This window comes from Bradyrhizobium sp. SZCCT0153 (assembly GCF_018129995.1).
GTDB lineage: Bacteria > Pseudomonadota > Alphaproteobacteria > Rhizobiales > Xanthobacteraceae > Bradyrhizobium > Bradyrhizobium japonicum_G.
In genome coordinates this window covers 317010-329536 of sequence record NZ_JAFCKS010000005.1, presented here as the reverse complement: position 1 = coordinate 329536, position 12527 = coordinate 317010, and the positions used below count along the sequence as shown (strand labels likewise).

General features: G+C 65.3%; 13 protein-coding genes. 7 read left to right on the top strand and 6 right to left on the bottom strand.

The window, feature by feature from the left end:
* Positions 1-27: 27 nt before the first annotated feature.
* Positions 28-456, bottom strand: a complete 429-nt coding sequence (locus JQ572_RS22955) for a cupin domain-containing protein (RefSeq protein ID WP_211385100.1) — start codon at positions 454-456, stop codon at positions 28-30.
* A gap of 55 nt (positions 457-511) precedes the next feature.
* A complete protein-coding gene (locus tag JQ572_RS22950; RefSeq protein ID WP_211385099.1) occupies positions 512-1066 on the bottom strand; it encodes a PAS domain-containing protein in 555 nt (184 codons plus the stop codon).
* 453 nt (positions 1067-1519) lie between these two features.
* Here JQ572_RS22950 and JQ572_RS22945 point away from each other — a divergent pair, with 453 nt between their 5' ends.
* Together JQ572_RS22945 and JQ572_RS22940 are read left to right on the top strand one after the other, a co-directional pair.
* A complete protein-coding gene (locus tag JQ572_RS22945) occupies positions 1520-2341 on the top strand; it encodes a rhomboid family intramembrane serine protease (protein ID WP_211385098.1) in 822 nt (273 codons plus the stop codon).
* 190 nt (positions 2342-2531) lie between these two features.
* On the top strand, positions 2532-2960 hold the full coding sequence (locus JQ572_RS22940) for a CBS domain-containing protein (RefSeq protein WP_211385097.1): 429 nt from the start codon (positions 2532-2534) through the stop codon (positions 2958-2960).
* A 17-nt stretch (positions 2961-2977) separates the two neighbouring features.
* Here the strand turns inward: JQ572_RS22940 and JQ572_RS22935 are convergent, their stop codons facing one another.
* Positions 2978-4027 carry a patatin-like phospholipase family protein gene (locus tag JQ572_RS22935; protein WP_211385096.1) on the bottom strand — a complete coding sequence of 350 codons (1050 nt, stop codon included), beginning with the start codon at positions 4025-4027 and terminating at the stop codon, positions 2978-2980.
* Positions 4028-4273: 246 nt separating this feature from the next.
* Between JQ572_RS22935 and JQ572_RS22930 the strand changes: the two genes are divergently transcribed.
* Positions 4274-5371, top strand: coding sequence for a hypothetical protein (locus JQ572_RS22930; protein ID WP_211385095.1), 1098 nt, complete (start codon positions 4274-4276; stop codon positions 5369-5371).
* A gap of 113 nt (positions 5372-5484) precedes the next feature.
* On the opposite strand, the gene JQ572_RS22925 is transcribed toward JQ572_RS22930, so the two are convergent.
* On the bottom strand, positions 5485-6378 hold the full coding sequence (locus tag JQ572_RS22925) for a LysR family transcriptional regulator (protein ID WP_211385094.1): 894 nt from the start codon (positions 6376-6378) through the stop codon (positions 5485-5487).
* A gap of 102 nt (positions 6379-6480) precedes the next feature.
* Between JQ572_RS22925 and JQ572_RS22920 the strand changes: the two genes are divergently transcribed.
* Positions 6481-7464, top strand: a complete 984-nt coding sequence (locus JQ572_RS22920) for an aldo/keto reductase (protein WP_211385093.1) — start codon at positions 6481-6483, stop codon at positions 7462-7464.
* A 302-nt stretch (positions 7465-7766) separates the two neighbouring features.
* Positions 7767-7961: a hypothetical protein gene (locus JQ572_RS22915; RefSeq protein WP_211385092.1), complete on the top strand. Its 195-nt coding sequence runs from the start codon at positions 7767-7769 to the stop codon at positions 7959-7961.
* Positions 7962-8001: 40 nt separating this feature from the next.
* Here the strand turns inward: JQ572_RS22915 and JQ572_RS22910 are convergent, their stop codons facing one another.
* Complete coding sequence (locus tag JQ572_RS22910; protein ID WP_249129202.1) at positions 8002-8994, bottom strand: zinc-dependent alcohol dehydrogenase family protein; 993 nt, start codon at positions 8992-8994, stop codon at positions 8002-8004.
* Positions 8995-9097: 103 nt separating this feature from the next.
* Between JQ572_RS22910 and JQ572_RS22905 the strand changes: the two genes are divergently transcribed.
* Entirely contained in the window at positions 9098-9961 is an 864-nt protein-coding gene (locus tag JQ572_RS22905) for a LysR family transcriptional regulator (protein WP_211385091.1), read from the top strand.
* 797 nt (positions 9962-10758) lie between these two features.
* Here JQ572_RS22905 and JQ572_RS22900 read toward each other — a convergent pair.
* On the bottom strand, positions 10759-10995 hold the full coding sequence (locus JQ572_RS22900; RefSeq protein WP_211385090.1) for a DUF1127 domain-containing protein: 237 nt from the start codon (positions 10993-10995) through the stop codon (positions 10759-10761).
* 186 nt (positions 10996-11181) lie between these two features.
* On the opposite strand from JQ572_RS22900, the gene JQ572_RS22895 reads away from it, so the two are divergent.
* A complete protein-coding gene (locus JQ572_RS22895; protein ID WP_211385089.1) occupies positions 11182-12525 on the top strand; it encodes an aminotransferase-like domain-containing protein in 1344 nt (447 codons plus the stop codon).
* The last annotated feature ends 2 nt before the right edge of the window (positions 12526-12527 follow it).

Here is a 12527-nt window from a genome sequence, read left to right as displayed (position 1 = left end):
GGCAGCCCGTCCCCATTCTCGCGCGTGTCACGCCGGCGGCGCCGGCACCAGGCCATAGCGCAGCATCGTCTCTTTCATCTTCGCGGGATCTGGTGGTGTGCCGGCTGACAGAAGCGCCGCCATCTCCGTGAAATATTGCGGGCCCAACACCCCGGGGCTCAGGATGCACAGGCATGTCGCCGGCCCGGTCGAACGGTTGATAAAGCCGTGTACGATGCCGCGCTTGATGAAGATGGATTCTCCGGGGTCAAGATCGGTCTGCCTGCCGTCGATCGTCCAGGTCGAGACGCCGGACAGCCCGTAGATCGTTTCGTCCCAGCGGTCGTGATAGTGCGGGATCGGCATCCGCGCATTCGGCTGCAGCGTCATTTCGAAGATATCGACGCTGCCGCCGGTGTCATCCTTGCTTTGCAGGAAGCGGAGCTGGAGCGCGCCGAAATTGATGATGTCGGACATGGCATTGTCATCCCGGTGAGAGCCTGCATCGAGGTCGCTCAGATCGAAACGAGAGCTACCGCAGCCCCTCATACACCATCAGACCGCGGGCGACCTGCAATTTGCGGATCGCACGCGGCAGCAGCTTCTCCGGCTGGTGCAGATAGCGCCAGGAGGTGAGGGCGAACGGGCCAAGCGAGCCGCATTCGTCGTCGAACGGCGCGAGCACGCCGGTCACGCTCACCGGCGTATGCGGGCGGGCGTTGAAGGGCAGCAGCAGCAGCTCGAGATGCGCCTTGCTGCCGTCCTCGCGCGCGGCAGTGACACCGGCGATCGCACCCAGCGTCTCGTCGGCGACGATTGTCGTGATCTCCTCGATCTCGCGGCGGCTGGCATCCGTGAACAGCGCCGCAAAACTCTGGTCCTTGAGGTCCAGCCCCGCGAGCGCGCAGACGCGCGTGCCGGCGACGCGGAACGGAAAGCCGAACCTGGGCTCGCAGGACAGCACGAAGATGTCGCCGAGCAGGCCGCGGACGGCCGCCGGGTCGATATCGGCCCGGTCAGGGGCCCGCGCAGCGCCGCGCTTGTTGTCCCAATACGCGAAGAACGCGCGGCTCGACGGATGTTTCATGACTGAACGCTCACCCCGGGGTGCAACCTTGCGGGACAAACCTGTCCCGCATCAGTGCACCCGCGATCCCTTTGTTGTTGTGCAGGAGGGGATTTGCAGCGTCCATGCCGCGAGGGCGTTTTCGCCGCCTCCGGAGCCGTCTTTGCGTCGTTAACGTTAAATTAACTATGCGCTTTGCGCCGGCATGGCGCCTGCTATGGTGACCGCGGTCGCAAGCCTCGCCGCTTTTCTCCAGGTTCTCGGCGAGGCCTGTACACGGGCGTCAAACAGTTTGGTCACGGGCTGCGGGGAGGGGTGGGGATACACCTTATTCCCTGGGAGTACCGGAAGGCCGGCACGGACAGGCAGGGCTTCCCAGGGCCCTGCCTTTTCCTTTTGTTCACTTGCGCAAGGCAGGTAAAGGCGACTATCTCCAAGCGGATCGCTCCGATCGGGCTTGAAAGCGACGCTGCCTTGGATTCCCCGCAAGATTCTCCGCCGCAGGATTCGTCGCCAGACGTGCCGGCCGTCGTCGAGGCGGCTCCGCGCGAGCCGATCCTGACGCTGCCCCTGGCCCTGACAGCCTATATCGTCCTGCTGGCCGTCATCCATCTGCGGGTGCTGCTGCCGCCGGAGCTCGAGAACTGGACCATCGACGTCTTCGGCTTCATCCCCAAGCGCTACGATGCCTCGCTGCTCAATCTGCAGATTCCCGGCGGGGCCGGCGCAAAGGTCTGGAGTTTCGTCACCTATTCGCTGCTGCACGCCAATCTCACCCATCTCGGCTTCAACGTGCTTTGGCTGCTGCCGTTCGGCAGTGCGCTGGCGCGGCGCTTTGGCCCTGTCAGGTTCTTCCTGTTTCTCGCGGTGACGGCGGCGGCCGGCGCGCTCGCCCATCTCGTGACCCACGAGCACGCGGTGGCGCCGATGATCGGCGCCTCGGCCTCGGTGTCGGGCGCGATGGCGGCGGCGATCCGCTTCGCCTTCGTCCGCGGCAGCTTCCTGTCGTTCAACCGATCGGACGCCGATACCGCCGCAAGAGTTCCGGCGCTGCCGCTGTCGCGGGCGCTGCGCGACGGGCGGGTGGTGGGCTTCCTCGCGGTGTGGTTCGGCGTCAACATCATCTTCGGCGTCGGTGCGATCGGGATCGATTCAGAGACCACGAGCGTCGCCTGGCAGGCGCATATCGGCGGCTTCTTCGCGGGACTCCTGCTGTTTGCGTTGTTCGATCCCGTGCCGCGCATGCGAAACGATGCTGCGGATGCGTCATCACAGGACGTTTCAGACCGTATTTGAAGCGGCGCTTGCGGTGCCGCCCGAATTCATCCATCATTTGCGCCAAGAATGTTCCGAAGCGACAAGCCGCTAGCGGCGATGCTTCGCAAAGCGCCTGAAGCGTGAAACCGGCGCCGAAACTGTTAGTTGAAGACTCGAAGAACAAGTCCGGACCGCCAAAGGCGGACGGTTCCGATTCAGGGAGGCGACAATGACGGTACGTTCGATTCTCAACAGCAAGGGCCACCAGATCATGAGCGTCGAGCCCGACGCCAAGCTGGCCGCCGCGGTCAAGCTGCTCGGTGAGAAGAAGATCGGCGCGGTGCTGGTGATGAACCAGAGCCGGCTCGAAGGCATCCTGTCCGAGCGCGACATCGTGCGCGTGCTCGGCGAGCGCGGCGCTTCCGTGCTGGAGGAACCGGTCGCTCAGGTCATGACCCGCAAGGTCGTGAGCTGCAAGGAAGCCGACACGGTCGCCGAGCTCATGGAGATGATGACAACAGGCAAGTTCCGCCACCTGCCCGTCGTCGACAACGGCAAGGTGGTCGGCCTGATCTCGATCGGCGACATCGTCAAATGGCGCGTCCGCGAATACGAAGCCGAGCAGGAAGCCCTGCGCGACTACATCAAGACGGCCTGATCAGTTAGACGGCCTGATCAGTCTTGCGCGCCGGCTTTCGGCGCCGTGCCCTCGGGCGGCGGCGCCAGCACGTGGATTGCCTCCTGGATGGAGTCCAGTGCACGCTCGGCGGCGCGGGTGCCCAAGGCGATGAGGTCTTCGGAGCGGTGGAAGTCGAACCAGCCGAACTGGCCGACCCGCGGCGTGATCAGCAGATCCGGCGGATCGCCGGCGAGGCGGGCGCGGGTGATGCGGTCCTGCATGATGTTGAAGGCGTCGACCATCACCGAAGAGAGGCCGGGCCGGGCGCTGCCACCTCCGAAGAACTCGCGCTTCACCGTCTTCTCAGGCGAGAAGAATCTCGGGAAGCGCCGCTTTGACGTCGTCTCTTCGCTCACGGGGATCACCGGTTCAGGCATCGCGCCGTGCGAATAGACTGTCGTCGAATAGGTGAAGATATCGCTGGAAAGATTTGCGGCGATGACGATTTCGGCGCCGAGCGCGCGGGCAGCCGAGACCGGCACCGGGTTCACCAACGCGCCGTCGACCAGCCAGCGATCGCCGATCAGGACCGGAGTGAAGATGCCGGGCAGGGCGTAGGAGGCGCGCATCGCATCGACCACGCGGCCGCGCGTCAGCCAGATCTCGTGGCCGGTGCGAACCTCGGTCGCGACCGCGGCGAACTTGATCGGGAGGTCCTCGATCGGGGTCTGGCCACAGGCTTCCTCGAGCCGGGTCGCCAGCTTCTCGCCGCCGATCAGGCCCGAGCCGTTGAGGCGGATGTCGAGATAGCCGAGGATGTTGCGCATGCCTTGCAGGCTGCGGCCCCATTCTTCCAGAGTATCGAGCCGACCGGCCGCATAGAGGCCGCCGACCACCGCGCCGATCGAGGTGCCGACCACGACGTCGGGTACGATTCCGTTGGCGAGCAGGGTCCTGATAATGCCGATATGGGCGAAGCCGCGGGCGGCACCGCCACCGAGGGAAAGGCCAATGACCGGCCGGCGGATGCTGCCCAGGCCAACCTTCTCGGCCACCTTGTCGCCATTCGAGCCGTTCGCGCCTCGACCCTTCAAGATATCCAGCACCGAAACTCTCCTACGCCGGGCCAGCCCCACTCATCAGACTAGGCACCGTATTTGCGCTTCGCCAGAACCGGCGCGAAGCATGGTTTATGCCGGTTTGGGAAGGGCACGGGGCAGGAGTATGGCGGGGGCGGTTGCCTTCAGCGTAATCACGCAGGCGTCAAGCGGGTTCCAAAAAACCGTATCGGGCCGTATTTCCCGGGGTTTCAGAGGCTTGAATTTGCCGCGTTTTCGGTGAAAAGCAGGGGCATGACTCTCAGGCGTGACGGCATCATCGGATGGCGGCGCAGCGTATCGCTGCTGCCGGCGCTGATCGTTGCTGCGTGCCTCGTTACCCTTGGTCAAGGCGCTGCGCAGGCGCAGCTTTTCTCTGATCGTCCGCCGCCGGTGCCGCCCGCCTCGGTGCCCGATCCCGGCGGCGCCATCAATCTGGCACCGCCCTCCGGGCCGGGCGCCGGACCGCCAGGCCTTCAGCCAAGCCTTCAGCCAAGCCTGCCGCCGACCCTGACGCAGCCGGTTTCGCCCAGCATGCCGCCGCCCGCGGTCAGCACCGTGCCGCCGGCCGCGCCGCTCAACGCCGCCGTGCCCGGCCAGGGCGTGCTGTCGCTGACCGCGAAATACGGCAAGGAAGCTCCCGCGATCACCAGCGGCCTGGTCTGGCGCGTGTTCGCCGACCGCCCCGACGAGAACGGCACCTTCAAGCTGATCCGCGAGGACCGCAACGCCACCCCGAACATCGTTCTGCCGCCCGGCAATTACGTCGTGCATGTCGCCTTCGGCCTCGTCAGCGCGGTGCGCACGGTCAGCCTGAAGGCCGAGACCGATCGCGAGTCCTTCGTGCTGCCGGCCGGCGGCCTGCGCATCGAGGGCCGCGTCGGCACCAGCCGCATTCCGCAGAACCAGATCTCGTTCGCGATCTACAAGGGCAGCCAGTTCGAGGCCGGCGAGCGCGCCGCGCTGGTGCCCAACGTCGCCGCCGGCGACATCGTGCTGATCCCCGAGGGGACCTACTACATCATCTCCAACTATGGCGACGCCAATTCGGTGGTGCGCTCGGACATCCGTGTCCAGGCCGGCAAGCTCACCGACGTCACCATCACCCACCGTGCTGCCGTCATCACGCTGAAGCTCGTCAGCGACAAGGGCGGCGAGGCGCTTGCCAACACCGCCTGGTCGGTGCTGACCCCCGGCGGCGACGTCATCAAGGAATCGATCGGCGCCTTCCCGCGCGTCGTGCTCTCCGAAGGCGAATACCGCGCCATCGCCAAGAACGAGGGCAAGGTCTACGAGCGCGGCTTCAACGTCGTCAACGGCGTCGACGGCGAAGTCGAAGTGGTCGCGCGCTGATTCTGCTCCGCGGGTCGATCTGACCGGGCGTCAGCTCTCTCCGTGCCGTCATCGCGAGCGTAGCGAAGCAATCCAGAATCTTTCCGCTGAGGGCCTCTGGATTGCGAGGGGGGTCACTTCCGATACCTGAGCGCCTCCACCAGCACCGCAAAAGCCGGTGTCGGCTGCCGCCGGCTCGGGTAATAGAGGTGATAGCCCGCAAACGGCGCGCACCAGTCGGCGAGCACGCGGACCAGCCGCCCGTCGGCGATCTCCCGCTTCACGAGGTCTTCCGGAAGATAGGCAAGACCGAGCCCCGCCAGCACGGCATTCATTCTGAGCAGGCCGGTGTTGAACACGAGCTGGCCGTCGACCCGCACCTTCACGGCGCGGCCGCGCTTCTCGAATTCCCAGGCATAGATTCCGCCATAGGTCGGCAGGCGAAGATTGATGCAATTGTGAGCGGTCAGATCCTGCGGCTGCTTCGGCTTGCCGCGCGCGGCGAAATAGGCGGGCGCGCCGACCACCGCCATGCGCATCTCCGGCCCGATCCGCACCGCGATCATGTCCTTGTCGACCTGCTCGCCGAGGCGGACGCCGGCATCGTAGCGCTCGGCGACGATGTCGGTCAGGCCGTAGTCGACGACGAGTTCGACCTTGACGTCGGGATAGCGCGGCAGCAGCTTTGCGAGCGCCGGCCACAGGATGGTCTGCGCCGAATGTTCGCCCGTGGTGATGCGGACGGTGCCGGCGGGGGTCTCGCGCAGTGCGGTCAGCGCCGACAGCTCCGCGTCGATCTCCGCGAAGCGCGGTCCGATATTGCGGAGCAGGCGCTCGCCGGCTTCGGTCGGCGCGACGCTGCGGGTTGTGCGGGTCAAGAGCCGCAGGCCGAGCCGTTCCTCCAGGCCCCGGACCGTGTGGCTGAGCGCCGATTGCGACACGCCGAGCTGGGCCGCGGCGCGGGTGAAGCTGCGCTCCCGCGCGACCGCGAGGAAGGCGACGAGGTCATTGATGTTGGTGCGGGCCATTCATGAGTCCCGATCATGAGTACATGCCGATTTTATCATCTAATCGCAGGGTGTCATGCGGCTTAAGTTCGCAGTCGAACGTGATTTTCAAGGAGAGCTGCAATGCAGACGCGCAAACTGGGCAAGAGTGGTCTGGAGGTTTCCGCCCTCGGTCTCGGCTGCATGGGACTGAGCTACGGCTACGGTCCGGCGACGGAAAAGACGCAGGCGATCACGCTGATCAGGACCGCCTTCGAGCGCGGCGTGACCTTGTTCGACACTGCGGAGGCCTATGGCCCCTTCCTCAACGAGGAACTGCTGGGTGATGCGCTTGCACCGTTTCGCGACAAGGTGGTGATCGCCACCAAGTTCGGCTTCAAGGGCGGGAAGGTCGACGCCGGGCTCGACAGCACGCCGGCCAATGTGAAGGCAGTCGCGGAGGCAGCGCTGAAGCGACTCAAGACCGACCGCATCGATTTGTTCTATCAGCACCGTGTCGATCCCGGCGTGCCCGTCGAGGATACCGCCGGTGCCGTGAAGGAATTGATCAGCGAGGGCAAGGTCTTGCACTTCGGCATGTCGGAGGCGGGCGCCTCGACCATCCGCCGTGCTCATGCGGTCCAGCCCGTGACCGCATTGCAAAGCGAATATTCGCTGTGGTGGCGCGAGCCGGAGCACGAGGTTCTGCCGACGCTGGAAGAGCTCGGCATCGGGTTCGTTCCCTTCAGCCCGCTCGGCAAGGGCTTCCTGACCGGCGCGATCACCGAGAGCACGACGTTCGATGCGAGCGACTTCCGCAATATCGTACCGCGCTTCTCATCCAGCGCACGAAAATCCAATCGGACGCTGGTGGATCTGCTTGGCGAGATCGCCGCGGCGCGGAAAGTGACGCCGGCGCAGATCGCGCTGGCCTGGCTGCTCGCGCAGAAACCGTGGATCGTGCCGATTCCGGGCACCACCAGGCTGCACCGGCTCGAGGAGAATGTCGGCGCGGCGGCGGTGACATTGTCGGATGCGGATCTCGCGGCCATTGCAGCGGTGTTGGCCAGGGTGGCCGTGCAAGGCGACCGCTATCCCGCGCATCTGCAGGCCCGCGTCGGGCGCTGACGTCCGTCATGGAAGTCCGGTGAGCATCTGCTTACCGGACTTTCGCGCCTGTGTTCCGATTTGAATACCCTTGCCAGGGCTACCAAGCTGCGCCGGAGCGGCGCTAAACACCGGCCTTACCGGCTTATTCCAGCAGCATCGCGACTTCGTCAAAGCCGGTGCAAGATACGTATTTCCGATAATCAATTTTGTTCTCTTTCGGTTGGGCTGGGTTATATGTCGGGTATCCTTCATATGGGGGAAGCCGGAGCGGGCTCGTGCGCCTGTGAAACCGGCAGGAGCAGGGGACCAAGCCCGTCAGCATGTACGAAGTGATACTCACCAGGCGTAAGCGGTTTGGCTGGCGATGGCAGGTGTGCGACCAGTCCGGCAAGGTCTTTGCCGATGGCTTCGAGCGCACGCGGCCGTCCGCCAAATATCAGGGCGAGCGCGCATTATTCTTCCTGTTGTCGCAAGCCTATCTGCGCAACCGTTTCGCGGCGTCCAGCGAGGACTAGCCCGACCGTAGCTTTGCAGAGCCGGGCTGCAGACTCCGCCTCAGACATCCACGACCAGCTTGCCCTTCGTCGCGTGATCCCGGATCAGCGCATAGGCATCGCCAACACTCTCCAGCGTGAAGTGCCTGGCGTCGAGCCGCGGCATCAGCTTGCCGGCCTCAACCAGCCGCGTCGCCTCCGTCATGATCTCTCCGTGATGCGCGCGGCCTTCGCCTGACAGCAGCGGCAGCAGCGTGAACACGCCGGAATAGGTGGCGGCGCGGAACGAGAGCGGCGCCAGCGCATGCGTGCCCCAGCCGAGCGCGCTCACGACATGGCCGAAGCGGCGCACCGCCGCGAAGGAGGCATCGAGCACCTTGCCCCCGACGGTATCAAAGACGATGTCGAAGCCGCGTCCTCCGGTCTGCTCCGTAACGTAATCTTCGGGCGCAACGTCGCGGTAGATGAAGACAGCGCCAAGACTTTCGATCGTGGCGCGCTGCGACGGCGAGCCGGTCGCGAACACATCTGCTCCGAAGGCGCGTGCAATCTGGATCGCGACATGGCCGACGCCGCCCGCGCCGCCGTGAATCAAGACCTTCTGGCCGGCCTTCAACGCCGCGCGGTCGATCAGGCCCTCCCAGGCCGTGATGAAAATGAGGGGCAGGGCGGCCGCTTCCCGCATGTTGAGATTGCCAGGCTTGAGCGCCAGCAGGTCGGCACCGACAGCGGCGAACTCGGCCAGCGATCCCGGCACGCCGCCGACGCCGCCGGTCATGCCATAGACCTCGTCGCCGGGCTTGAACTGCGTCACGTGGTCCCCGGTGCGCTCCACCGTGCCGGCGAGATCGATTCCGAGAATGGCAGGCAGCGGGTGGCGCGCATGCGCCGCAGCACCAGCGTGAATCTTGGTGTCGAGCGGATTGACCCCGCTCGCACGTACCCGCACCAGCACCTCTGACGGGCCGATGTCGGGCGTGGAGATGGTTGAGATGCGCAGCGGTGCGTTGTGGGTCTCCAGCACAGCCGCACGCATCGTCGATTGTCTCGTCATGATTGTCCTGCTCCGTTGTCGGCCTCCAATATGCTCATGAATTTTTGCATGAGAAGGAACAATGATGTACGATTATCATACAGTTTTGTATGGTGAGACGCCCATGGACTGGAGCGATCTGCGCATCTTCCTGGCGATTGCGCGCGAAGGCACGCTTGGCGCTGCCGCGCGAAAGATCGGCCAGACCCAGCCGACCATGGGACGACGGCTTCGAGCCCTCGAAACGGCATTGGGGCAGACGCTGTTCCAGCGCACCGCCGATGGTTTTGTCCTCACCGACGAGGGTACAGCCGTACTGCAGCATGCCGAGCGGATCGAGGAGGAGGCGATCGCCCTTGAGCGGCGAGCGTCCGGCACGGAGACCCAGCTCGACGGCTTGCTGCGTTTGTCGTCGTCGGAGTGGTTCGGGACGGTGATGCTGTCGCCGGTGATCGCCGCCTTCGGCGAGCGCCATCCCAGGGTGACGGTCGAACTTCTGACCGATGCGCGCCTCTACAGCCTGTCGCGCCGCGAGGCCGACCTCGTCTTCCGCATCAAGCGGTTCGACGAGCCTGAAGTCATTTCCAGGAAGCTGCTCCACATTCCCTACGCGCTCTACGGCAGGAAGGGCAGTAAAGCGCCGCGCGCCGGCGACGGAAGCGGCGTCCGCGTCATCACCATGAATGCTGAATTCGCCGACATGCCCGACGCGGTCTGGCTGAAGCGCACGCTGCCGAATGCGGAAATCGCCTCGCGCAGCAATAACAGGCAGGCGCAGGCCGAGCTCTGCGCGAGCGGTGGCGGGTTCGCCGTGCTGCCGCGTCCGCTCGGCGACCGCGATCGCCGGCTGGTCGCGCTCGATATCGGTACAACGCCGCCCGGCCGGGACACTTTTGTCGGCTACCACCGCGATCTGCGCCGGCTGGCACGCCTGCGCGCGCTGCTCGATATCGTGATCGAGCGGTTGGCGGGTGAGGTGATCTCGTAGGGTGGTTGCGCTGCGGGAACTCACCCTGCGCATCCACAACACCTTGCGTTACACGACGGGCAAAACACGCCATCCATGGGTCGATACCGATCGGCGAAAATATTCCACTTTACCGAAATTCGGAAACGACGTATGTGTCGTCTCACTCCGGCCCAAGGAAGAGGGGCGTATCGCGATCGTCACGAACGCGGGCCGGACGGCGGTGGACGTGGGCCACACCGGCGCGAACGGCTTCGCAGGGCGGGCAACCGTGAGCGAAGGCCTCGCGCACACGACCGGTGTGATCCGCGTACGGCAAAATCGTGTGGTCCTGGCGCCCGGGGTCTGTGCGCCAAGTCTTGCGGTGATGTGTGCCGTCCAACCGGGCGCGCGCATCAGCCATCCGCAAGGCGACGGGGGCAATAGTGCATCGCTCCCCGGGGAGAGCGCGACATAAGCCGTAACACAACTGCGCAGGGAAGGCCGGATGTCCTGGCTACACCTGTATGCCACTGTGCAGATTTCTCACTGCAACTTCGCACAGTGGACCGCGGGTGCCAGCCGGCACCCGGTCTTCCCTGCGCCCTCTTTCACCAAGGGGGCAAGGCGACCAAGCAAAGCTCGGGCGAACAAGCCGCGAGGATGACTAGCTATGACGATCGTCGAACAAAGGTCTCGTGCCCCGGACACAGCGCAGCGCTACTTCAGCGGTGCGCTGCAGAGCCGGGGCCCATGCATCAGCGCTTTGCGTGGCCTTCCGGGCCCGGCTCTGCGCAGCAGCGCAAGAACGCTGCGGCGCGTCCGGGACACGGAGAAGCTTACAGATAACGCGTCAGCTCGGCTTTGAACTGCCCGTAGACCGCGTCCTCGATCTGGCTGCGCGTGATTCCGATGTCGCGCAGGGCGCGGTCGTCGAGTTCGTTCAGCGTCTTGACGGCGGAGCGTTGCTCCAGGCGGTCGAACAGCGCATAGGCGCCGTTGGCGAGCGTGCGGAAGAATCCGCCCGACGAGGATGGGCGTAAACTCCGCCCGGCAGTTTGCGAGATCGTGGTCATTTTTCTTTCTCCGGCCAGCTGTTCCGTGCGGCGAAGCAGGTGCCGTTGGCGCAGACGCTGTCAGCGCCTGCACCTCATTTGCCGTTGGATTGCTCTCGCTCCCTCGGCTCAATCGCGGAACTTGATGGAACTTAAATGCTCCAGTACACTGCTCGGAGCAAGTGAAACATTGCTCTCGGTGCAATAATGTCCAAGTTCGAGTACGTGAAGCTTGCCGATGCCATTGCCTCGGATATCTCTAACGGCACGTTAAGGCCCGGCGACCGGCTGCCGCCGCAGCGCAATTTTGCCTATGACCGTGGCATTGCGGTCTCGACCGCGAGCCGGGTTTATACGGAGTTGCTCCGCCGCGGGCTCGTCGTCGGCGAGGTCGGCCGCGGCACCTTCATCTCCGGCGACATCAGGCGCGAGGTCGAGGCGCTGAGCGAGCCGCGCGACGCGCGGATCGACTTCGAGGTCAATTACCCGCTGCTGCCGCAGCAATGGGCAATGATCGCCAAGAGCCTTGCGGGGCTGGAGCGCGTCGACGCGCTCGAATCCGCGCTGCGCGTCTCGACCAGCACCGGCACCAAGAGCGCGCGCAATGCCGCCGCCGCCTATCTCGCGCGCAAGGATTTCGCGCCGCAGGCCGAGCAGATCGTCTTCACCGCCAACGGCAAGCAGTCGCTCGCGGCCGCACTCGCCGCCCTCGTTCCCACCGGCGGCCGCTGCGGCGTCGAGGCGCTGACCTACCCTTACGTCAAGAGCATCGCGGCGCGGCTCGGCATCACGCTGGTCCCGATTCCGATGGACGAGTTTGGCGCGCGGCCCGATGCAATTCAGAAAGCGCATCGCGAAGCGCACCTGTCGGCGCTGTATCTCCAGCCCATCATCCAGAACCCGCTCGGCGTCACCATGAACGCGACGCGGCGCGCCGACATCATGCGCGTCGCCGAGAAGCTCGACCTCACCATCATCGAGGACAGCGTCTACGGCTTTCTCGCCGACGACACCCCGCTGGCCGCGCTCGGGCCGGAGCGCTGCATCGTGATCGACAGCCTGTCCAAGAAGGTCGCACCGGGCCTTGCACTCGGTATCCTGGTGGCGCCGCCGCATCTGCGCGAAAGCGTGATGGGCGCGGTCAGGACCGGCGGCTGGATCGCCTCGGGCCACGCGCTCGCATCCGGGCAGCGGCTGATGGCCGACGGCACCGTCGCCGAGCTGACACGGCTGAAGCGGATCGACGCCTCGCGCCGGCAGCAGACCGCGGCAAGGCTGCTCGCCGGCTACCAGATCTCGGCCGATCCGCGCTCCTATCATCTCTGGCTGACGCTGCCGTCACACTGGCGCTCACAGACCTTCGTCGCCGCGGCGGCCCGGCGCGGCATCGCGCTGACACCGTCCTCCACCTTCGCGATAGCTCATGGCCATGCACCGAATGCGGTGCGCCTCGCGCTCGCCCCGCCCACGTTCGAGCAGCTCGATGCCGGCCTGCGCACGCTCGTGTCGCTGCTCGGCACAAAGGAAGAGGATTTCGACTCGACGGAGTAGCT